Source organism: Humisphaera borealis (assembly GCF_015169395.1).
Taxonomy (GTDB): domain Bacteria; phylum Planctomycetota; class Phycisphaerae; order Tepidisphaerales; family Tepidisphaeraceae; genus Humisphaera; species Humisphaera borealis.
The window spans coordinates 2,396,966-2,419,196 of sequence record NZ_CP063458.1 but is presented as its reverse complement, the minus strand read 5'-3'; the positions used below and the strand labels follow the sequence as shown (position 1 = coordinate 2,419,196).

General features: G+C 63.5%; 19 protein-coding genes. 3 read left to right on the top strand and 16 right to left on the bottom strand.

The genetic code is table 11. The features are described from left to right. Positions 1 to 25: 25 nt before the first annotated feature. Together IPV69_RS08925 and IPV69_RS08920 are read right to left on the bottom strand one after the other, a co-directional pair. A complete protein-coding gene (locus IPV69_RS08925) occupies positions 26 to 2,764 on the bottom strand; it encodes a bifunctional acetate--CoA ligase family protein/GNAT family N-acetyltransferase (RefSeq protein WP_206294743.1) in 2,739 nt (912 codons plus the stop codon). 116 nt (positions 2,765 to 2,880) lie between these two features. Beyond that, on the bottom strand, positions 2,881 to 3,690 hold the full coding sequence (locus IPV69_RS08920) for a DUF1559 family PulG-like putative transporter (RefSeq protein WP_206294742.1): 810 nt from the start codon (positions 3,688 to 3,690) through the stop codon (positions 2,881 to 2,883). 257 nt (positions 3,691 to 3,947) lie between these two features. Here IPV69_RS08920 and IPV69_RS08915 point away from each other — a divergent pair, with 257 nt between their 5' ends. After that, on the top strand, positions 3,948 to 5,042 hold the full coding sequence (locus IPV69_RS08915; protein ID WP_206294740.1) for a hypothetical protein: 1,095 nt from the start codon (positions 3,948 to 3,950) through the stop codon (positions 5,040 to 5,042). A gap of 18 nt (positions 5,043 to 5,060) precedes the next feature. On the opposite strand, the gene IPV69_RS08910 is transcribed toward IPV69_RS08915, so the two are convergent. The 8 genes from IPV69_RS08910 to rplM all read right to left on the bottom strand — a co-directional run bounded on the left by IPV69_RS08910 (position 5,061) and on the right by rplM (position 12,024). Continuing rightward, the gene (locus tag IPV69_RS08910) at positions 5,061 to 5,813 is read right to left on the bottom strand and encodes a YwaF family protein (RefSeq protein WP_206294739.1); all 753 of its coding nucleotides are present in this window, start codon (positions 5,811 to 5,813) and stop codon (positions 5,061 to 5,063) included. A 185-nt stretch (positions 5,814 to 5,998) separates the two neighbouring features. Further along, positions 5,999 to 6,163, bottom strand: coding sequence for a hypothetical protein (locus IPV69_RS08905; RefSeq protein ID WP_206294738.1), 165 nt, complete (start codon positions 6,161 to 6,163; stop codon positions 5,999 to 6,001). A 158-nt stretch (positions 6,164 to 6,321) separates the two neighbouring features. Then, complete coding sequence (locus tag IPV69_RS08900; protein ID WP_206294737.1) at positions 6,322 to 7,419, bottom strand: NHL repeat-containing protein; 1,098 nt, start codon at positions 7,417 to 7,419, stop codon at positions 6,322 to 6,324. Between the two features lie 164 nt (positions 7,420 to 7,583). Next, positions 7,584 to 9,551: a FecR domain-containing protein gene (locus IPV69_RS08895; protein WP_206294736.1), complete on the bottom strand. Its 1,968-nt coding sequence runs from the start codon at positions 9,549 to 9,551 to the stop codon at positions 7,584 to 7,586. Between the two features lie 92 nt (positions 9,552 to 9,643). Then, positions 9,644 to 10,159 (bottom strand): sigma-70 family RNA polymerase sigma factor, encoded by a 516-nt coding sequence (locus IPV69_RS08890; RefSeq protein WP_206294735.1) that lies wholly within the window; start codon positions 10,157 to 10,159, stop codon positions 9,644 to 9,646. 68 nt (positions 10,160 to 10,227) lie between these two features. Further along, the gene (locus tag IPV69_RS08885) at positions 10,228 to 10,854 is read right to left on the bottom strand and encodes an FMN-binding negative transcriptional regulator (RefSeq protein ID WP_206294734.1); all 627 of its coding nucleotides are present in this window, start codon (positions 10,852 to 10,854) and stop codon (positions 10,228 to 10,230) included. Positions 10,855 to 11,052: 198 nt separating this feature from the next. Next, the gene (gene rpsI / locus IPV69_RS08880) at positions 11,053 to 11,502 is read right to left on the bottom strand and encodes a 30S ribosomal protein S9 (protein WP_206294733.1); all 450 of its coding nucleotides are present in this window, start codon (positions 11,500 to 11,502) and stop codon (positions 11,053 to 11,055) included. A gap of 87 nt (positions 11,503 to 11,589) precedes the next feature. Continuing rightward, positions 11,590 to 12,024, bottom strand: coding sequence for a 50S ribosomal protein L13 (gene rplM / locus IPV69_RS08875; RefSeq protein ID WP_206294732.1), 435 nt, complete (start codon positions 12,022 to 12,024; stop codon positions 11,590 to 11,592). Positions 12,025 to 12,404: 380 nt separating this feature from the next. Between rplM and IPV69_RS08870 the strand changes: the two genes are divergently transcribed. Further along, positions 12,405 to 12,692, top strand: a complete 288-nt coding sequence (locus IPV69_RS08870) for a NifU N-terminal domain-containing protein (protein WP_206294730.1) — start codon at positions 12,405 to 12,407, stop codon at positions 12,690 to 12,692. Between the two features lie 389 nt (positions 12,693 to 13,081). Here the strand turns inward: IPV69_RS08870 and IPV69_RS08865 are convergent, their stop codons facing one another. Beyond that, the gene (locus IPV69_RS08865; RefSeq protein WP_206294728.1) at positions 13,082 to 16,600 is read right to left on the bottom strand and encodes a DUF7133 domain-containing protein; all 3,519 of its coding nucleotides are present in this window, start codon (positions 16,598 to 16,600) and stop codon (positions 13,082 to 13,084) included. A gap of 205 nt (positions 16,601 to 16,805) precedes the next feature. On the opposite strand from IPV69_RS08865, the gene IPV69_RS08860 reads away from it, so the two are divergent. Beyond that, complete coding sequence (locus IPV69_RS08860) at positions 16,806 to 17,228, top strand: SET domain-containing protein-lysine N-methyltransferase (RefSeq protein ID WP_206294727.1); 423 nt, start codon at positions 16,806 to 16,808, stop codon at positions 17,226 to 17,228. Positions 17,229 to 17,259: 31 nt separating this feature from the next. Here the strand turns inward: IPV69_RS08860 and IPV69_RS08855 are convergent, their stop codons facing one another. The 5 genes from IPV69_RS08855 to IPV69_RS08835 form a co-directional block, all read right to left on the bottom strand. Then, positions 17,260 to 18,060 carry a hypothetical protein gene (locus IPV69_RS08855; protein ID WP_206294724.1) on the bottom strand — a complete coding sequence of 267 codons (801 nt, stop codon included), beginning with the start codon at positions 18,058 to 18,060 and terminating at the stop codon, positions 17,260 to 17,262. Continuing rightward, positions 18,057 to 18,467: a hypothetical protein gene (locus IPV69_RS08850; protein WP_206294723.1), complete on the bottom strand. Its 411-nt coding sequence runs from the start codon at positions 18,465 to 18,467 to the stop codon at positions 18,057 to 18,059. The genes IPV69_RS08855 and IPV69_RS08850 overlap by 4 nt, the downstream gene beginning before the upstream one ends. Positions 18,468 to 18,554: 87 nt before the next feature. Continuing rightward, positions 18,555 to 19,574 carry a flotillin-like protein FloA gene (floA, locus tag IPV69_RS08845; protein ID WP_206294722.1) on the bottom strand — a complete coding sequence of 340 codons (1,020 nt, stop codon included), beginning with the start codon at positions 19,572 to 19,574 and terminating at the stop codon, positions 18,555 to 18,557. Between the two features lie 168 nt (positions 19,575 to 19,742). Further along, positions 19,743 to 20,210 carry an NfeD family protein gene (locus IPV69_RS08840; RefSeq protein WP_206294721.1) on the bottom strand — a complete coding sequence of 156 codons (468 nt, stop codon included), beginning with the start codon at positions 20,208 to 20,210 and terminating at the stop codon, positions 19,743 to 19,745. Between the two features lie 100 nt (positions 20,211 to 20,310). Continuing rightward, entirely contained in the window at positions 20,311 to 21,966 is a 1,656-nt protein-coding gene (locus tag IPV69_RS08835) for an NfeD family protein (protein WP_206294719.1), read from the bottom strand. Positions 21,967 to 22,231: the final 265 nt, after the last annotated feature.

Sequence of the window (22,231 nt, the reverse complement as noted above, 5' to 3'; positions counted from 1 at the left end):
GACATCGATCGTCAATGCTCAATCTCTACAGCTGAATCGCCGCCCGGACGACGCCTTCCTCCAGGTCGGCCGTCAACGTGAAGCCGACTTTCTCGCAGACACGCTGCATCTCGGTGTTCTCCCGCATGATATCCGCCGTCACCCGGCCGAGCTTTTCGTCGCGGGCGATGCGGAGGATTCGGCTGAGTAGTTCCCGGCCCAACCCCCGGTTCTGCCACTGGTCGCTGATGAGCAGCGCGAACTCTCCTTCGCTGCTGTGGGGAACCTTGCTGAGCCGGGCAACGCCGAGGATCTCACGCAGGCCGGTTTCGACGTCCGACCGCTCGGCGACCAACGCGATCTCGCGGTCGTAGTCGTTGAAGCAGACACGTGTCAGCCGGTCGTGGGCGGTGCGGGCCGACAACTTCATCGCGTGGAAGTAGCGCAACTGCACACTTCGGTCCGACAGTGTCTGGTGGAAGCGGACCAGCAGCGGCTCGTCCTCCGGGCGGATCGGGCGGATGACGACCGGCGTGCCGTCCTTCATCGTCCAGGGGCTGGCGTACTGACGCGGGTAAGGCCGGATCGCCGGCCGTGGGAGGCGATCGGGAGGCGTCGAGTTGTGGTGAAGCACGACCCGGGCGTCGAGTGCGACCAAGCCGTCCGGCGATGCCACCAGCGGATTGATGTCGATTTCCTTAATCCAGGGCTGCTCGATCACGAGCTGCCCGAACCGGACGAGCAACTGTTCTAGAGCCAGAAGGTCGATCGGCTTGCGGCCTCGCACGCCCTTGAGCGCGGTCAGGATCCGCGTTTGTTCCATCATCCGCCGGGCAAGGGTCGCATTCAGTGGCGGCAGGCCCAGGGCGCGATCCTTGAAGACTTCCACCAGTGTGCCCCCGGTGCCGAACAGCAGGACCGGTCCGAACTGCGGGTCGATGCTGCTGCCGACGATCAGTTCGTAGCCGTCGATCGTCTTGACCATCGACTGGACCGTGACGCCCTGAAAGTGACCCGGGCCAGACTTCTGGCGTACTGCCGCCTCGATGCCATCGAATGCCGACAACACGGCGTCCGCGTTCTGGAGGTTGAGCCTCACACCGTCGACATCCGACTTGTGGGTGATCGTCTTACTGTAGAGCTTCAGTACGACCGGGTATCCAATCGATGCGGCGGCGGTCAGGGCTTCGTCGTGGGTGCGAGCGACGGCCGTCCGGACCGTGGGAATACCGTACGCCGAGAGCAGCCGTTTGCTGTCGAACTCGTCCAGCAGCGTGATGCCCGCGGCGCTGGCACCGGAGATGACGGCATCGGCGGTGGCGCGATCGAGATGGTCGGTCTCGTCGTCGAGCATCGGCGTTTCGTACAGTCCCCGCAGGTGGTAGGTGTACCGCCACATGTAATGGAAGGCGCGGGCGGCGGTGTCGGGGAAGTCGAACGTGGGGATGCCGGCGGTGTTGAGGATCGCCACGCCGGCCTGCGTCGTCGGGCCGCCCATCCAACTGGCCAGCACCGGCTTACCTTCGATCTTCGCGTGCTTCTTCAGTGCCTCGGCGGTCAGTGTGGCATCGGTCATGTCCTGAGGCGTGAGGATGACCAGCATGCCGTCGGAATTGGGATCGGCTGCGGCGATTTCCAATGCCTTGGCGTAACGATCGGGGCCGGCGTCGCCGAGGATGTCGACCGGGTTGTTGTGGCTCCAATGCGGCGGCAGCAGCTCGTTGAACGCGGTGATCGTGGTGTCGGCGAGCGGCGCGAGCTGGCCGCCGGCTTCGATCAGCGCATCGGTCGCCAGCACGCCCGGCCCGCCGGCATTGGTTACGATCGTCAACCGCGGCCCCCTGGGGCGTGGCTGCTTGGCCAGGACCTCGGCCATATAGAACAGGTCGGCGATGTTCTGCACGCGCAGAACACCGCTGCGGCGGAAGGCGGCATTGAGGACTTCATCCGACCCCGTGAGCGATCCCGTATGGCTGGCGGCGGCCTTGGCGGCCTGCTCGGTGCGGCCGGCCTTGATGACGATGATCGGCTTGCTGAGTGCCACTTCCCGCGCCGCCGACAGGAATGCCCGGGCGTCGCCGATGGATTCCATGTAGATCAGGATGCTCTGGGTGCGCGGGTCGCTGCCGAAGTAGTCGATCAGATCGCCCCAGCCGACGTCGAGCATGGAGCCAGTCGAGACAAAACCGCTGAACCCGACCAACTCCTTCTGGCTCCAGTCGAGGATTGCCGTCAGGAGCGCGCCGCTTTGCGACAGGAATGCGACGTTCCCCGGCCGGGCCATGCCGGCGGCAAAGGTGGCGTTCAGGCCCGTGAGCGGGTTCATCACGCCCAGGCAGTTTGGGCCGATCAGCCGCATCCGGCCGCGACGGGCTTCGGCGAGAACCTGGCGTTCCAGGGCGGCTCCGTCGGGGCCCATTTCCTTGAAACCGGCCGAGATGACGATCGCCGCTTTCACACCCGCATCGGCGCACTGCCCGATCACGCCCGGCACCGCAGGTGCCGGCGTAACGACGACCGCCAGGTCAACTTTTTCGGGCAGGTCGGCGACGGTCGGATAGGCACGGATGCCGAGCACGCTCGACCGCTTGGGATTGACGGGGTAAACGGTGCCGCCGAAAGGATTGCCAATCAGATTCCAGAGCAGTGTACGACCGACGGAGTTGGGCGCTTCGGTCGCGCCGACAACGGCGATGCTGCGCGGCTGAAAGATCGCATCGAGGGATGAACGCTCGGCGTGGAGGACGTCGTGGGCACGATCGGTCGCGGGCTTGAGCGGGTGCATGCCGCAGAAGCTAGGCTTGGCCGACGTACAGCACAAGCTTCAAAGGCAAACCAAACACCCCGCTTCGCCGATGGGGCGATCGCGGCCGGGAGAAATACGGGGACAAACGCTGTGGGTCAGCGGACTTCAGTTCGTGAAGGATCGTGGGCGACCTGGCGACTGATGAATTCGGCATGGCCGTCCACGAACGCGGCGTTGCCGCGCTTGCCACCGTGCGGGTGAGTCAGGAAGTCCTGGTCGCGCTTGTCGGCAACGCCGGTGACCGGCTGGTCGTGACGGATCGCCAGCAGGTCGCGAGCCCCCGGACCGGTGATCGCCGCCGTGCCGGTACCGGGATTCCAGTTGCCGTCGTTGATCGAGTTCTCGTCTTCCTCGACCAGCAATACCTTGTCTGACGGATTGCGGATCTGGCTCCGCTTGATGGTCTCGTTTTTCTTGTTGGCGTACCACTTGGCGACGGAGTCGAACTTGCTGTTCATCACGTAGCTATAGCGGTAGACGCCACTGACCGCGTTCTGAAGCGTGTGGGCGCTGACGTCATCTGAAGGGCAGCGGAACAGTTCCGGGGTGAAGTTGCCGCCCAGGTGCGGGACGATGCGGGACTGTTTGAGGTCCAGCACGGGACGGCCGGGGTGGGTGATCTCCTCGAACCAGATCCAGTCTTCCTCTCGCGTCGAGGTCGCCCAGACCGCCGCCGCGGGGTAATAGTCCTTGTTCTCGTTGGCATACATCGTGAATGCCATGCCGAGTTGGCGAAGGTTATTCATGCACTTGAGCTTGTTCCCCTGCTCGCGCGCTTTGGCCAGGGAGGGGAGCAGGATCGAGATCAGCAGTGCGATGATGCCGATGACCACCAGCAGTTCGACCAGGGTGAAACCATGGCGAGCCGACGCCCGACCTTCTTTCGCTGATGCTGCCGTCCTCATTTTTCGACTCCCTTTGCGCCTAAACCGATGCGACAGAACAAGATGTGTTGCCGCTTCCACTATAACACGGGCTCTACCGGTTCCAATGTGCTTCGGTCCAGATGGTTGTCGCACGCCTGATGATGGCGGCGGACGAGACTTCGGTGAATCCATGAGGTTTTTTGCAATCCTCGGGGAACTCGATGAGGTATTATTGCCCTCGTACCGATTCCCGCGGCGGCGGCGGTGCTTTTTGTAACCCGTTTGGAGTTAAGACGATGGCAGTTGGGCATGGCCTGCAGGGTCGAAAGTACGCGGTAGAGGTGCCTGCCAGTGGTTTGACGGCGATGGTCGAGCCCCTGGAGTCGCGCCGGCTTTTTGCCGCATCACTGCAGGTGGAAAATCTCGACGTTCTCCCCGGTTTCGAGCGGATGATCTTCAACCGCATCCGGAACACGAACGTGGACCTGGGCAACTACGTCAAAGAACGCGGCACCCTCAAGCTGACCAACACCGGGGACCAGACGCTTCGCTTCAGCGATGTAAAGATCACCGGCCCGTTCCGCATTCTGGGGCTCCCGCCCAGCTCCATCGCCCCGGGAAAGTTCATCCACCTGTCCGTCCAGTTCACGGCGACCGCAACACCGGCGTTCACCTACAACCAGACGATGGCGACCACCAACCAGACGCAGGCCGGTGCCTGGATCGGGTCGATGACGTTCAAGACCAACGACCCCAACAACCTGACCTACACTGAAGGCCTTGCCGGCTGGTTCCAGGAAGACTCCGAGCGCAACGAGGAGCCGAATCTCCAGACGATCGTCAACCTCATCGGCGACTTCAAGACCAACATCAACTCCACCAAGATCCCGACGCTGTCTCAGCCCGATGACGCCCCCAAGTACTACGGCGAAGAAGTCGTCAGTGCCTACTGGTCGGCGGCTGACCCGAGCAAGGTCGTACGGGTACGACACCTCTCTTCGTTCAAGACAGTGGGCATCGATATCGTGGTCAAATACTTCAACAAGACCGACAAGATCCTGAAGACCGTCCTGACCACCGACGGCCTGGCCGGGCAGTCTTTCCTGCCATATAAGAAGGGGCTTCCCAACGAGCCGGCGACGGCGACGTTCGGTCCGGGCAGCAATGTCTTCGGCTTCCGGATCGACAACTCTTACAGCGACGACAAGCTCAACACTGTCCAGAAGCACGGCGGCCACCAAGTCCGCTTCTTCCCGCTGCGCGACCACTTCGGCAATGTGCTGGCGAACACCTACTTCATGACGATGGATTACGCGATCGACGGGTTCCAGAACGGCGACTTCCAGGACAACGTTTACATCCTCACCAACGTCAAGCCGGCGGGTAACTGAGTCCAAGCTGAGATGGCGTCAAGGCGGGGAGGCTTCGGCGATCAGCCCTTCCGGGCGTGCCTGCCGCAGGCGTCGGGCCAGCACGAACGGCAGTGTCAGTGTCGCCAGGAAGACGATCACGCCGACGCAGAGCTTGACGAGCCGCTGGGGCCACGGGCCGAGAAAGTCGATCACGCTGACCTGTCCCGGCGTCCCCTTGCCGACAAAGCCGTAGTTGACGTCCAGCCACAGGTCGATCGGCAACACCACGGCGACGTAGATCATCAGCGTTATCAGTGCGATGCCGTAGTCGCGCCAAGTGGGTCGGTAGCGGAAGACCAGCAGGTCGTAGATCGCCAGCATGATGATCATGCCGTGGGGGATCCAGAACACCCAGAAGGTAAAGCCGCCTAGCCCCACCTGAAGCTCTGGCGTGATCAGCGCCTGCGTACTGAGGCCAATGCCCCAGTAAAACAGCATCGCCCGCCAGACGCGGTGGTGGGTCAGAATCGCCAGGGGGGCGGCCAGGCCGACAAGGTCGCAGATATGAATCGGCAGCGATCGATTGAGCTCAAATCGCCAGGGAACCAGTTCCGTCGCTTGGTTTGCAACGACCAGCAGAAAGCCGGCCACGACGAGGGTTTTATCGAACTTGAGCCGTGCGGGCTCGGCAGTGAGTGAAGCCCTGTGCCGCACCGCCCATGCCGATAAGGCCAGGATGATGGCGACAACGAGCAGATGAACACCGCCGAATGGGGTGAACGTGGTGAAGATATCTGCCGCGACCGCCATACCGATGGGCCATCCTCAGGGACGAGCAGGGACCGCAAAAGGCCCCCAAGTTTGCTGAGGATAACCTATGCGCCATCTTTGCGCCCGATCGGGGTGCGTTCAAGCTCGGCTGCATTCCCAGATGAACGTCTTGTCACGACGCCAGTCGCACTGCTGCGGCGAATTGTCGCTTGCGCCGACCCGCATCAGCAGCCCATCGAACCGAACAGAAGGTACGCGCCCAATCCGGCAAGCGCGCTGCCCGTGACCAGCCAGACAATAATCGCTTTGCCGACCGCACCATGGCGGCGGCGTAGTTGCGGGGCGATTTCCTCGGGTGTTGCTTCGACAGTTTCCGGGACGTTGTTCATGGCGGTTGACCCTTTCAGAAATGGTTCTCCGCCGCCTGTCGCGAAGATCGTGCCGTGAAGGCGATCTCATCGCAGCCGCGTGCCCCATCAATGCCAGAACGCCCGACTCGGGTTGGAGTCGGGCGTTCTGTTTGATGCACTCGGGCTTCGCAAGGTGTTTACCTTGCCGCCGCCGTCTGCTTGATCCAGTTCAACTTGCTGACGCGACCTGACTGATTCCAGTCCATCACGTACAGGTTGCCCTCGGCGTCGAACGAAACGCCGTGCGGCGCGGTGAAGATGCCTTCTTTCATTTCCTCGGGCTTGACGCCGAACTTGGCCCACTGCGCCTTGTCCGGGTTGTCGCCGAGCGCGGAGACGACCTTGTTCGTCTCGTCGATGATCGCGACGCGACCCTGCAGTTCGGCGATCGCGACGCGTTTGCCGTGGAACGACACCGAGCAGGGCTTACGCAGCCCTTCGGTGATGACCGCGACGAACTTGCCGTCGAGATCGAAGTGCTGGAGCCGGTCGTTGGCGCGGTCGCAGATCAGCAGCAGCGGCTTGCCGCTGCGGGTATCCAAGCCAATGCCGTGGCAGGTGTTGAACTTGCCCGGTTCCTTGCCCGGCCCGCCGAAGGTGCGGATGTACTTCTGGTTCTTGTCCCACTGGTGAACCCACTGGGCGCCATATCCGTCAACGATGTACACGTCGCCGTTCGGAGCGACCGCAATGCCCGTCGGGCTGTAGGCCTTGCCCTTGGGGTCATCGTACTTGCCGGATTCCTTGGGGATCGGCAGCTTCCAGACCACGGTGCCGTCGAGCTTGAACTTGACGCCCTGTTTGCCCTTGAGGTGGGCGGCGTAGATGAACTCTTCGCCGTTCTCCTCGTTGATGCACAGGCCGTGACAGCCGAGGAACTCCTTGCCGACCATGCCGCGGAGGAACTTGCCATCCGGCGAGTAGACCAGGATGCCAGGACCGTCGGCCGGGCCGTCCATGGAGAAGTAGATGTTGCCCTTCTTATCGACCACGATGCCGCCGTGGGTCGCGCCGACGGTCTTGCGGGCGTCGGGCATCTGGCACCACATGGGGACCGATTCGTAGACGTTCGCGCCGGATCCGCTCTTGACCGCCTCGGTGACGGAGAGGGCATCGGCCGGTGCGGGCTTGAGATGGTCGAGCGACTCGTGCGCCAGGGCACGACCGGCCAGCGGAACCAGAACGGCTGCCGACAGGGCGGCGGCAGCGAGAGATTTCATAGAGAGCAGTTTCATCGAGAGGCCTCCTACGCCGGATATCGACCCGCAGCTTCCGAAAGGGCACATGGACCTCTCCCGGTCGGGTTGAGACGGCATTGTAACGGTGGGTACCGGCAGGGGAAGTGTCTTGTTGTAAGGCGACGAACGGCGGGCGTGCGTCCAGCGGTCGATGGCCGTCTCTACTGCACCGCCCAGTCAAACTCGTCCGTCACGCTGACGAAGAACCCGCCGGTCGTCTCGATGACCAAATGGTTCGGGCCTGCTCGGACGTTCACCGGAATGCGCTCGGCACCGGCGTGCGAGCCGCGATTGGGCCTGCCCACGCCGTCGTACACCTTTGATCCGTTCAGCCAGGCGGTCTGGACCGAGCTGCCGAGGTTCAGGAATGTGGTGATGTCCTCAGAGCTTTCGATGGTCGCCGCGGCTTCGATCCACTGGTCGGGCGAGTGCGGCAGATTGGTGGCGAACCCCCGCGAGCGATCCCGGTAGTTGCACAGGTGCGAAAGATCGGGCAGCCGGGAGCAGAACTTGTCGTCCGGCTGGGGAAGGACCAGCGACGTCCAACCTTCGTTCGGCAGACGGTCCAGCTTGGCTTCGTCGAGCCGATCGCTTGCGGGCTTGGCCCGGTACGTCCACTGCGTGACAACCCCCGGCAGCAGGGACAGCTGCAGCGTGCGGTCGGGCTTGGCTCCGACGAAGCCCATGGCGTTCAGCAGCACGGTCGCCATTTCTCGGCTGCCGGTGAACGTTGGGACCGCGCCATTCGGGGCGACCAGCGACAGTTTGTACTTCTCGAGCGATCGGAAATGAGCATCGACATCGGCCAACCGGCAGCCGCGTGCCGCCGCCAGTCGTCGCAGCACCTGGTTGTAGTCGTCCAGCACGCCCTGGCACTGCGCCTGGCGTTCACCCAGGCGGAAACCGGTCGCGATGATCGGGTCGATCCCTTCTTCGAGCAGCCGGTCGATCAGGTGGCGGACATCGCTCTCGAACTTATCGACCGAGCGGCGCGACGCGCTGGCGGCGATCTCCGGGCCGAACTCGATGACCGCGTGCGTCGGCTGGTACGACAGCACGTGCTTGCGGATGTCGGCTTCCTCGAATGACAGCGGCATGGAGATGCCGGCGTTGTAGATTCGCGGCCGGTCGCCGTCGGGGAAAATGCGACGGAACGCCTGATTGATCAGCAGCAGGTGCGTTTCCAGGTCGGTCGCGCGATCTCCGATGAAGATGATGCGCGCCTCCGGCGGCAGGGGGCCGGGCGCTCGCGTCATCGACGCGACGGCGGGGCGGGTGGTCGAGAGCGGCGTGGTGACGCCGGTGAACCGGGCGATATTCGCTTCGATCGAAACGATATCGCCGCGATCGGGCTCGATACGGCCGGCCTCGTTGCCGAGAATCGGCAGCACGACATCGCTAGCTCTTGGCCGGGCGATGACGACGCCCTGGAACACGTGGATTTCACTGGAAGCGTCGGCGTTGATCGCGACGCCGAACTCCGTGCCGAGATCGACAAAGTCGCTCGCCGCCGTGCGAAGTGTGAAGCCGCCGGACTCTTTTTCGGCGCGAACCAGAACACTGCCGCCTTTGAGCTCGGCCGATTTGCGGGATTCGATCAGCAGTTCCGAAGGGCCGGACAGGGTTGCCGTCGCGCCACCGTCAAAGCGGATGACCGCCGTGCCGCGAATCAGGCCGATCGTCTGGGGTTCGAGTCGATCACCCGGCGTTCGGGGCTGGCTGCATTCGGCCCAGGCCACGTCGCGGAGTTCGACCAGCGTCGCGCAGGCACCGGTCGGATTGGCCTTGCCGATAAACGCCATCACGGACACGACGCCGGCAAAGAGCAGCACGCAGGCGGCGACGGAATAGCGGGCAACGCCCCAGGGGAATCGAAACCGGTTGGATGCGGCGGGGTGGACGATCGTCGGAACGCCTTGCGGTTCGAGCTTCAACGGAGCGGCCGTGCCGCCTAGTTCGCGCGTCAGGTGGGCGTGCAGGGTGGTGACATTCAGGTACAGCTCGCACGCTTCAGGGTCGCCGAAGAGCATCTGCTCGAGCTTCTGGTGCTCGGCGTCGGTGATCTGCTCGTCCATGAGCCGCGAGGCGAGCTCGACGACCTCACGAAGTTTGGAATCTCGTTCTGACATAACGAACCCGTTTTAAAGAATGCTGAGTCCGTAGGGTGGGCGTACCCGCCCACGCTAGCGCAGGGGCGTGGGCGAGTACGCCCACCCTACTCTTATTCCGTCGCCGGCATGTTCCGCTTGATGCAGTCCAGCAGCGTTGCCCGGATGCGGTACAGGGACTGCGACAACGCGCCTTCGGTCGTCTCTCGCTCGCCCGCCATTCGGCGGACCGATGCACCGGGCTGATACCGGGCCTCGATCAACTCGCGTTGCTTGCTGGGGAGCTTCTCCAAGCACCGCCGAAGCGCCTGCTGGCGGTCTTCCACCGCGTCGATCCGTTCGCACTGCCGCTCGGCGAGGTAGTCGAACAGATCGTCGCCGAAGGTGTGCTTGTCGCGGCTGCGGCGGCGGCGATAGCTGAGCACGTTGAAGTACGCGATCTGGCACGCCCAGGCGACGAAACTCGTGCCTTCCTGGAACTCGTCTCCCTTCCTCCAGCAGACCATGTTGGTCTCCTGAAGGATGTCGTCCGCCTGCTGCCGGTTGGGCAGCAGCGACACGATGTAGGCATAGACGGACGACTGGCAGGCGGTCAGCAGGGCCAGGAATTGTTCGCTGTCGCGTTTCATGCGATTGCAGCCTCCAACGGGGGACCACGACCCGGATCCACGGATAGATGTCCGTACCCGCTCCGATCTTACGTCCTGGCGGGTCGCTTTGGCATGAGATTCGCGATCGCCTTACCCATGGCATCACCGCCGTTTAGAGTGGCAAACACGGCTTCCTGGTCGGCGGCGGAGCGATTTTGGCTCAGCTTGAACTTCCCCTCGATCCGGTCGATCGGCATCTCAAAAGCGACAACCGCCTGCGCCATGGTCGCTAGGAATGTGGCCGGCAGGTCGGCGGCTTGATAGCTGGAATCGGGAGCCTCGAAAGCCGCCGTCGTTTGCAGCAGGATCTCCCGGACCCGCATCGGATCGGCGACCACCTGCGGAACCCCTGACGCGTGCACCGCGACGTAGTTCCATGTCGGAACCGCCGGTGAGGTCCGATACCACGCGGGTGAAACGTACGCATGAGGGCCGTGAAAGACGGCTACCGTCGGGCGGCCTTGGGACAGAGCGGCGGCATGGGGATTCACCCGCGCGAGATGCCCGATCACGACGCCATTCTCAGACCGCCGGGAATCCAGGATCAACGGCAGATGGCTGATCGTCGGGAGAGGAGCCTCGGTTGTCGTAATCAGCGTCGCGAAGGGGAAGTCACGGATGACATTCTGCAGGACGTCGATGCGGGTTTCGGCGAATGCGGTTGGGATGTACATCCGATGTCTCCCGCAAACTGGCTCTTGAAGTTGGGTCCGCCTTGGCGGACGCGAAACGCAATTCTTGCGATGTTGCTTTGCCGGGCTGCCGCGACTCTCGCGTCCGCCAAGGCGGACCCTACTTTGGAAACAACATAACGAAAAAGGGCACGGCCAGCCGGCCGTGCCCTTCGAATCTCGTTTTGGTTCCCGTGGCGATTATCGCTTGGAGAACTGGAACCGACGACGGGCACCGCGCTGGCCGTACTTCTTACGTTCCTTCATACGGCTGTCACGGGTGAGGAACCCGCCGCTGCGGAGGGCCGCTTCGGTGGTGTTGTCGTACTTGAGCAGGGCACGGGCCAGGCCCATGATGACCGCGCCGGCCTGGCCGGTGGCGCCGCCGCCGGTGCAGCGGGCGTGGATGTCGAGCTTGCCACCGGTGCTGGTGACTTCGAGCGGGCCGAAGATACCCTTGCGGTCGCGCTCGCCGGTGAAGAAGTCGTTGAGCTCGCGGCCGTTGATGGTGATCTTGCCGGTTCCGACGGCAACCCGCACGCGGGCGACGGCGGACTTGCGGCGACCTACGCCCCAGACGAACGTCTGCTTGCCCTGGGGGGCCGGGGTGGTGGTCGTTTCGGTGGCGACGGGTGCGGATTCGGTGGTCATGATGAGGTCAGCGTTTGGCTTTCGAACGTCAGTTTCTTACTCGCAGGCCATGAACATTGGCTTCAATGGCTTTGATTTGCCTTTTTCTTAGATCGCCAGCTTCAGCGCCTTGGGCTGCTGGGCCGAGTGCGGGTGCTTGTCGTCGCGATAGATCTTGAGCTTGCTCAGGATGTTACGGCCCATCTTGCTCTTGGGGAGCATGCGACGGACGGCCAGTTCGATCAGCTTTTCAGGGTGCTTCTCGAGCATGGTCCGGTAGGAGTACGTCATACGACCGCCGGGATGGCGGGAGTAAGTGTCGTACTGGATCACTTCGGCCTTGCGGCCGGTGACGGTGATCTTCTGCGCGTTGACGATGATGACGAAGTCGCCACCATCAACGTGCGGGGTGTAGGTGGCCTTGTGCTTGCCTTGGAGCAGGAGGGCGACTTTCGACGCCAGCCGACCCAGGACCATCCCCGAAGCGTCAACCACGTGCCAGTTGGCAGTGACTTCGCCGGGCTTGGGCATATACGTGCTCATCGGATTCAGCTTCCTCTTCCACCGCCGCCACCGCTGCACCGCACTAAGCCTCACATGGCAAGTGCCGGTGATCGACGTCGCAACCCCGAAACGAAGGGGTTTGGGCAGGCGTAAACGGGTCGAATAAAAAACTTCCCGCCGAAGCCCCAACGGCTTACTGGTGGGAAGAGCCACGTACTGTACCGATTGAACGGATCGTGTCAAGACAGGTCGCTACCCGGGAAATTTCCCTGTCGCCGATGGTAACCCAAGTTACTCAATGGAGTTGTCGCTACCGAGGGCATTCATTGACAACACGCTTGATTTGGAAAAATATCCACTCCACGCGATGACGTCGATTTTCTCAGTTGGTATAGTCCGGTTGAACCTTGAGGGTCCGGATGGCGTTTAATGTAGTGGCGGTACAGGAAACACCGAACCCGAACGCCAAAAAGATCTTACTCGACCGGGCGATCAGTGACGTCCCGCTGAGTTTCAGAACGGAAGAGGCCGCCTCGAAGAACCCGCTGGCCCAGCGGCTCATGTCGATTCCGGGCGTTGTCGGTTTGCTGATGTTGCACGATTTTGTGACCATCAGCAAAAGTTCCGAAGCTCGCTGGGCCGATATTTCTCGTAAGGCCCGGCGGATCTTGGCGGAGGATCAGACCGTACGCGGGAACAACACATAGCGGCTCGGCGGGTCGGCTTGTCAGAATGTCAAAAACAACAATTCGCATCGATTGACGCGTAAGTGCGGTCTGGTGCGGCGAAACAACCACAGTACGCAGAGGCGAAGTTTTCTTCCCTCCTGGGCCCGCAGGTCTCACCCACGCCTGCGGGCCTCTTTTTTTTGTCTCTCGGTACGCAACTCTGCAGACCTCGCCCGGAACATGCACGACCACCACGCAGGGCACTGAGAACACGGAGAAATCCCGGAGCGTCTGCCCGAATGCGATCGGCACAGCCTGCGAGTCGAGCGAATCGCTCGAGTCGTTCACCAGTCTCTTTGTCTTATTCTGCGTGAACGCCGTGTGCTCAGTCGTGAATGGTCCGGGCAGGCCGTCGTACCGCGTGTTGTCTACTTCGTGATCGGCTGCGGGATTCGCAGGTACGCGAACAGGTCGCGCACTTCCTGGTCGGTCATGCCGCCGAGCAGGCCTTCGGGCATCAGGCTGGCTTCCATCGGCTTGAGTTCCACCAGATCTGCGCGGGCGATGCGGACGTCCTGCCCGTCGAACCCGCGGATCGCGACGATCGCGGTGTCGCTGTCGGTGAGAAAGCCGCTGAGCTCGCGGCCGTCCTTCGTCTTCACGCTGTAGTTGCGGAATCCTTCGCGAATCTCGGCGCTGGGCTCCAGGATGCTGGTGAGCATCGTGCCCAGGTCGTCGCGCTGGTAGGACGTGAGGTCGGGGCCGATCTTGCCGCCCTTGAAGAACAGGGTGTGGCAGACGCCGCACCGCTGCAGGAACAGGGGCTCGCCCTTGTACGGGTCGCCGGGGGCGGCGGCGACGACTTTGCGGATTCGATCGGCCTCGGCACGGCGGGCGGCCTGGTCGGGGGTGACCTCGTTGGAGAACAGCCGTTTGGCTGCGTCGGCAATTTTTGCTTCCGGATGTGACTTCAGTCGTGTCGCCATGTCGGCCGGCACGTCTGCCACCTTCACCTTCCCGGCCTCGACCAGTTTCAACAACTCGACCGACGATGCCGCCCGGCTGGCGAGCAGATTGATCGCCGACGGGCGCAACTCGGCGGGAAGTTCGACGTACAGCGAGGCGATCTCCGTGCCGATCGCCGCGTCGCCGTACCGCAGCAGCGATCCGATCGCTGCTTTTCGCAGTTCGATCGGCTGCTTGGCACCTTTCAGAATCGCCGTCAGTACCGGGACGGACCGCGGCTCGTCCACTTCGCCGAAGAGCGTGACCATGGTGAGTCGGTCCGGCAGTTTCGCGGCCGGGTCGCTGGCAAGCTTCAAAGCCGCGTCGATCGCCGCCGGTTCGCCGAGGCGGACACGCAATGCCGGTGAGGCATGACCGGATTTGCTCAGCGCCACTGCCAGTTCCGTTGGCAATGCCGGCAACGCCCGGCCAGTGAACGCCTCTTCAAACCCGGCGATCAGGCGTTTGCGATGATCGTCCTGTGGCGCGGCGTCCAGGAGCGAGGCGCAGGCAAGGAAGTCGCTCCGTGTCCCCTTGGCCGCGAAACGGCGCATGATGCGGGGCAGCAGGATTTCCTTCACCGGCGCGGGGTTCCAGGCGCTGGGTTCTTTCAGCAGTGCCAGCACGGCATCGCGATGCTTGTCGAGGTGTGATTCGATCGTCCACCAACAGAGCAGGGGGATGAACGCATCTTTCGCGTCGTCGTCCCGCTTGATCAGCGTCGCGACGAGCGTGAGCGCCTGATCGACCGGCAAACGCCGCGCGGTGGAGGCGATCTGGGCACGCACCTCGGCGTCGGTCTCTACCATCGCCAGCTTGTTGATTGCCGCCAGCATCGTCGGCGACAGTGTTTTGGCATCACCGGGCAGCCGCACCGCCCAGGCCCGTACCGGTGCGGCCTGGTGGTTCAACGCGGCGATGTTCGTCAGCTCGTCGAGCGCGTCGGACTGTTGCAGTGCCCAGAGGGCTTCCAACGCCGGGTGTGTGTTTGGTTGCTTGAGGAGCGCCTTCAGGAAGATAGTCGCCGAGCGATCGCCCTTCGTCGCCCGCTCCCCGAGTACCCGCGCCGCGGTCTGCCGATGCCAGCGGTTGGGGTGGGAAAGAAAGCCGGTCAGCATCGTTGTCGGCTTGGATGCCAGGTTGACGTCTGTGATCAGCGTCGATTTCTTGCCGCGCAACCGGTAAATCCGGCCGGTCGTCGGGTCGATCTGCCCCTGATAGTTCTGCCCGTGGGCGATGAACTCTTCGTAGAAGTCGGCAATGTACAGGCTGCCGTCGGGGGCATTGGCGAGAAAGACGGGGCGAAACGCGATGTCGTCGCACGCCAGCGGCGTGCCGCTGGTGCTGGTCTCGAACGTCGAGCCGATCGGGTAGCGCTCGGCGGACACAATCGTGCGGTGCAGCGGGTCGGCGCCCATCAACTTGCCAAGATACGCCTCGGGCAGCGCGGTACCTTCGAACATCGCGATGTCGTGGGTGAAGCGGGGGATCGGGTTACGCGATTTCATCATCGGCAGCTGGCCGAAGGTGAACGGGTTGGCCGGCGGACCGAACTTGCCGGGGTCGACGCCTTGCTTGAGGTAGATGCCGTCCTGCACGAAGTGCCAGCCGTGCGTCACGCCGCCGTTATGGCCGGAATAGACGCGTCCCTCGGCGTCGAAGTCGAGGCCGAAGGTGTTGCCGCCGCCTTCGGCGAATATTTCGTAGATCTTCTTCGTCGGGTGATACCGCCAGACCATGCACCCTTCGAAGTAAACGCCGGGTGTGCCCGGGGGATCGACATCGGGCCGGGTGATGCGGCTGGTGGTTGTGCTCCCCTGACCGCCATACAGCCAGCCGTCCGGCCCCCACGCCAGGCCGTTGGCGACCGAGTGCGTGTCTTCCAGCCCGAAGCCGGCGAGTCGCACTTCCGGATCGCGGTCGGGAATGTCGTCGCCGTCAGCATCGGGATAGAACAGCAGGTAGGGCGTGTGCATCACCCAGATGCCGCCCTTGCCGTAGACGGCGGCGTTGGCCATGTTCAGCCCTTCGAGCACCACCTTGTTCTTGTCGAAGACGCCGTCGCGTTTCGTGCTTTCGTGGACGGAAATGATGTCGCGTCCCTTGTCGTGGTTCGGCGGGGCCGGCGGGACGCGGTCGAACCGCGAGCGGTAGTACTTGTCCCGGCTGATCATCTTGATGCCCGCCGGGTAGGGGTACTGGCGGTACTGCGACACCCACATGCGGCCGCGTTCGTCGAAGCTGATGTGCGTGGGCTGCGCGACCAGCGGCTCGGCCATCAGCAGGTCGATCGCCAGCCCGTCTGCCGGCTTCATCAGCTTCAATGACTCTGCGGGAGAAAGCCTTCGCCCGGGCATGGTCTCGGCGTTCTGATTGAGCGGCGTGGACGACTGTCGGAAATCGGTCTCGATGTAGCTGGCGACCTTCGGCTGCTCGGCGACGGGCTTGAGCCGCGCGTCGTCGGCCGCCAGTTCGCCGCGAATGACGTCCCACGGGCGGTCCATGATCACTTCGTCGAAGTACCCGGCGAGAATTGGCGGCTGCCTGATGCCGCTCGCGGCGGCTTTGCCGTCGATCCGGATCGCGAGCACATTAAAGACCGTCTTCTGCAGGATGCCCTTGGGGACCTTGAACCGCCGGCGCGGCTCATCGGGAATGCCGTCGCCTTCGGCGATAAGTTGGCCGTTCAGGTAAACCCGATAGGGCCCGGCGATGCCGGCGAGGCTGAGCGTGACGGAATCGCGGTACAGATCCTTCTCGGCCGGTGTCACCATGTTGGCCTGCACCCGCAGGAAGCAGCGATGCCAGGCCGGCTGCTCGGCCGCCGGCGCGACGGGCGCGGCCGCAGGCTCGGCCGCGCGAAGAACCGCCAGCGACGCGGCCAGAACTGTGAGCGCCGAGCATCCGACAATCCATCCGGCGAGAACGAGACGTCGATTCATAGCGGTCCGTGCGTTGAGGTGAACGAGCTTGCGACGGCGGCGAAGTGTCGACCGGCATTAGTCAGTTACCGACAGGGCGACGGTGTCGTTGCGTGCTTATGGAAGATGCGCCGACCCGTGGTACCAGAGGGGTTTCGTTCGCTCGATGTCGTGTAGCGTGGCGATCGACCTGCGGATGCCGTGGTTACGGTAGGATGCTGCCGCCATGCACCTTTGCCGCCAAACCGACCTGATCGAAGTCCGCCGTGCCGACAACCGAGGCAAGGGCGGGCGAGGTGTTTTTGCCTTAAAGCCAATCGCCGAAGGAACGCTGATCGAGCGCGTGCCGGTGTTGCTCATCCCCAAACAGCAAGTGTTCGGCGACAACGAGATCAGCCGCCGGGCGACATTCATCTCATGGTACGTCTTCGAGTGGGAAGGGATGACCAAGCGCGATTATGTGGCGCTGGCGCTGGGGTATGCCTCGATCTACAACCACGCGCACGACCCCAATGCGCGCGTCGAGCGCCACTCCCCCGACATCCTGGAAATCTACGCCCGCCGGGACATTGCCGAGGGGGATGAGATCTTCATCAGCTATCTGGGAGAGAGCAAAGAGGGCAAGTCGGTCGGGTTTGACGTGCACTGACGCTCATCCCCTCCCCGTAACCCGGGTGACGCTATTGTCGCTCCGGCCGCGCACTCGGCGGTGGATCAAACATCTCGGTCAGGATGAACTGCTGCTTCATCACCGACGGCGTCATCCACCGGCGGATGGCGGCGGCGTCGAGCTGCTGTGTCGTCGAAGCGGCCTTTCCCTCGCGCTGCTGTGTCTGCTTCGCCTGCTTCGCTTGTGCCGGGGCGGCTGTGATCGCCCGCGCCGTTTCGTATCCGGTAACGACCTTCCCCCACGCCGGCTGCGCGGCCGACACCGATTCAACCGGGGCCGGGGCGACGGAGGGCCTGGGCGGCGGAACATACGCCTGCTGCGGGACCGGTGGCGGCGCGTACGGCACGACATAAGGCGCCGGCTGCAACGGCGGAGGCTGCACGGCAGGCCGGGCCTGTCCCAGCCATTCCGGGGGGACAACGACCTGCGCCTGTTGACCGCGAAACGCCGGCGCTTCCTGCTTCGTAGAGAGTGGCGACGGTCGAGTCACCGGCGTCGGCGGGGGGACGTACGCCGGTGGAGGAACATACGCCGTCGGCGGGACTGTCGGCGGGGGGGCTGAAACCGGTGGTGCACCGTCCGGACTGCCCGGCTGCCACTCGTCTCCCGTCCAGGTTTGCTGCGTCGTCTTCCCCTGCTTGCCGGCCGCCTTGACGATCGCACTGATGATCCAGATCACCCCGACGATCGCAAAGAACACGAGCTGGACGTAGTCCGTCTCCGATGACCGTGCCAACACTGAAGCGGCTGGCACGGAACCGGTCAGCAAGGCACTGGCGGCGAAGATGTCGGCAAGGGTCAACACAGTCACCGTGGCTCCCGCATCGACAGAGGCGGTTTGAGGATCTCGGTCAGGATGAACTGCGCCCGCAGGGTCCGAGGCTGCGCCCAATTCGCGATGGTCTGTGCGCTGGCAGATGCCGGCCGCGTCGCATCGCCACGGGCCGCCGCAGCCTGGCTTTGCACACGCTGACGCAGGGGCGGCGGAGCATTGGCCGGCTTCTGGGATTTCGGCTTCTTCGGTTTTCTCGGCGGCTTCCGCGCCGGCGGCTCCGATGCCTGCAACACGACCCGCTGCGACGTCTCGCCAACTCGCTGTGGCACATCGCCGGCCTGCAATCGCGGGTCAAATGGCGGCGGACCGCCGTTGGCCAGGCGGTTGCGCTCCAGCGCTTCGCGGGTGGCTTTCTCGATCGCCTTGACGATGAAGTCGAACATGACTGGTCCTGTGGCGCGGGCGTCTTGCCCGAGTGCTTATCGATCCACCGGAGCGGATCACGGCCGGAAGGGCCGTGCCACGCGAGATCAACCCTTTACGCCGTCGCCGGGATTGGCGATTGCCTCGCGCATGCCGGTATCGGCCTGCATGTTCTTCATCTTGTAGTAGTCCATGATGCCCAGGTTGCCGCTGCGGAAGGCCTCGGCCATTGCCCGCGGCACTTCGGCTTCGGCGAGCACCACCAGCGCGCGGTTCTTCGCCTGCTCGGCGATGTTTTCCTGCTCCTGTGCGATGGCCATGGCGCGACGCTTTTCGGCTTCGGCCTGCGCGGTTTTCTTATCGGCCTCGGCCTTGTCGGCCTGCAGCTTGGCACCGATGTTCTCACCGACATCGATATCGGCGATATCGATCGACAGGATCGTGAACGCGGTGTTCGCGTCCAGGCCCTTGGCGAGCACGGCCTTGGAGATGTGGTCGGGGTTTTCCAGCACGTCGCTGTGGTCGATCGCCGAGCCGATGCTCGTCACGATGCCTTCACCGACGCGAGCGATGATCGTCTCTTCGGTGGCGCCACCGACGAGCTGATTGATGTTCGTCCGCACCGTCACGCGGGCTTTGACCTTGAGCTGAATGCCGTTCTTGGCCACGGCGTCGATCGTGCTGCGGCCCATCGCGGGGTTGGGCACGTCGATCACCTTGGGGTTCACGCTCGTCTGGACGGCGTCGAGGATATCACGCCCGGCCAGGTCGATGCCCGTCGCCACACGCCAGGGCAGTTCGATGTTGGCCTTGTTCGCGGCGATCATCGCCAGGATAACGCGCTGAACGTCGCCGCCGGCGAGCACGTGCGATTCCATTTCCGGCGTGGTCACATTCAGCCCAGCGCGCAGAGCCTGGATGCGGGCGTTAACGATCGCGTTGGCGTTCACCTTTCGCAGCCGCATGCCCAGCAGATCGAGCAGGCTGACTCGCGCTCCGCTGACCATCGCTCGGATGTAAATGCCCATGAACTGGCCGAGAACGGCCAGCAAAATGAGGATGACAATGCCGACAAAGACGGCAACGACGGTTCCGAACTGGAACCCTTCTTCAGCGAGAATGTGCATGTTCAATGTTCCTTTCCCAAGGCGGTAGTGCGGGCAATGCCCGCCGGATTCAGCGTGATTCGATTCGTTGTCGATTCAGTCGCGAGCTGTGTTCACCGGACGACCGGCGAATGTTGGAGGAAGAATCGCGGTCTTCATTCCTAAATCTTCGTCCTTCAATCGGTCTCTTTAAGCCGGCCGCACTGTAGCCCGTCCGTCTTCGAAAGCCACCACGCGGACGGTCGAGCCCGCGGGGACAATGCCTTCTTCGCTGTGGGCGGGAACGCGCTGGCCGTCGAACTCGCAGGTCCCGCCGGGGCGCAGTTCGCTGGTGGCGATGCCCAGTTGTCCCATGCGAAGGGGCTCGACCAGGGTCGCGGGCCGGTTGTCGGCGGTGCCGCTCAGGAACAGCGACCGCGCGCCCGGCAGCCGATGGGCATTGCTCACCCAGAGCCAGCCGGCCAGCGGACCGAGGATGAGCAGCGCCACCATCGCCACTGCGCCGGCGTTGACGGAGTAGAAGAAGCAGAGCACCACACCCGCGACGATCGCCAGCCCGCCGAACGCGCCAAGCACGCCGCCGGGAAGGAACAGCTCCAGCGCGATCAGGACCGCTCCGATCGAGAACAGGATGATGGGGATCAGAAGAGATTCCATGGCATACTCGTTCTGTGGCGAGGGCATGTACTCATGCCCGTGCGATCGGTCGAGATCGCAGACACGGGCAAGAATACTTGCCCATGCCACAAAGTCTCGATTACCCGACCGCCCGGACGACCACCTGGTTGCCTCTGACTTCCTGCACGATCAGCTTCGAACCCGCCGGCACGTAGCCGTCGATCGACACCACCGATGACACCCGGCTGTCGTCGCCATAGGGGAAGCGTGCCGAACCGCCGGGCTTCAGGTCGCTCGCGGCCGTGCCGACCGTGCCGACGAATGGCCAGCGGTCCGTCTCCGCCGCGTCGGACGCGACGGCGGGCTCTTCCGTCGAGCTCTTCACGCCGTCGGGTAGCGGCAGGATCAGCTTGTTGAAGTAGGGCAAGCTCGGCAGGTACGACCGTAGCAGGCTGGCAAGGACCACGCTGCAGACCAGTCCGAGCACGGTCACGTGGATCGAAGTCTGCAAAGCGTCCCAGTTCTTGGGCATGCTCCACCCGCCTGGAATCTGCCAGACGTCGCCGACGAAGGTCAGCATCAATCCGCCCAGCACGAGCAATCCGCCGACGATGAGCGACACGAAGTGCCCGGGGAAGACGAAGATCTCGAAAGCGATCAATGCGATGCCGGCGATGATCATGAGGATCTCGCCCCACTCGGCGTAGCCGGTGAGCAGGGGCACGCCGACCAGGACCGACAGGCTGATGAGCGCGATCGCCTCGGCCCCGCCGGTGCCCGGTGTTTTGAGGGCGACGAGCAGCGCATTGAAGAAAATGACGATGAGCAGTGTCCGCGTGATCGACGAGCTGAGCACCGCGATCAGTTGCGGGCCGAAGCCGTTCTCGTAACGGGCGACGATCGTCAGGTTCGCCTGGCGGGCCAGGTCGTCGGCGCTGGTGGCGATGCCGCGGGCCACGCCATAGCGGACGGCCTGCTCGGTGTGAAGCGTCAGCAACGTCTCCGGGCCGTCAACGGGGTTGGCTTCGCCGGCGACCGGCTTCCAGTCGCCATTGGCGGTGAGCGTTTTGTAGTCGTTCGCATCGACGAACTTGCGCTGGCCGCTCGTGTTTTCGATCCAATACGCGGAGTAGGGCAGCGACACCATGCAGACGGCCAGCAGGGGGTCGTAGCCGTTACGCTGCGCGCTTTCGCGGAAATCCGACAGCACGGGGCTCTCGGCTTTGCTGCGTTCGGTAGGTTCCATCGAAACCGCTTCGCCGTTGGGGCCGACCTGAATCGGCGCACAGTCGCCGAGCGTGCCGCTGGGCGTCATGACGATCTCGTTGCAGGCCAGCGCGATCATCGCCCCGGCCGAGATCGCCTTGGAGTTCACGAACGCGATCACCTTTACATCCTGCTGGTTTTTAAGAAACCGCGAGATGTCCAGGCCCGACGTGACCAGGCCGCCGTACGTCTCAATCGACAGGATGACCACCTTCGCGCCGTCTGCCTTGGCACGACCAAACCGAACCTTGAGTTGGCTGGCGGTGAAGTCGTCGATGGTGCCGTTAATGTGAATGACGGCGGCCGGCGTCGGCGCATCAGGCAAGGCGACAGCGGTACCGGGCCGGGTGGAAGGCGATTCCCCGCGCGCGTTCAGAACCACCGCCGAAGCGATCAGGGCGAAAAGCGCGAGAATGTGAATGCGGTACTGCTGCACGATGACGCCTCGTTGGTAAAGCATATCGTAGGTCCGCCCGGAGCGGCGGATTATAAGCGTGGCAAACGTTTTGAACCATGCGAGTTCAAACAACAGAAGACTGAATCGCCCCGCTGGGGCTTCGGATTTCTCCGGCGCACCGGGTAACCGTTCAGTCCTACTTTCATGGTGGGGCAGGCATTCTTGCCTGCCTCGCATGACCTCGACCGGGCATTCTTGCCCGGTTGAGGTCATGCGAAACAACGGTCACCGAAGTCCGGCTGCGATCCCGCTCAAGCCGGCAGGAATGCCGGCATCGCGGGCTCGCGGCAGGCAAGAATGCCTGCCCCACCAGAAAACCGGACTGAACGGTTACCGC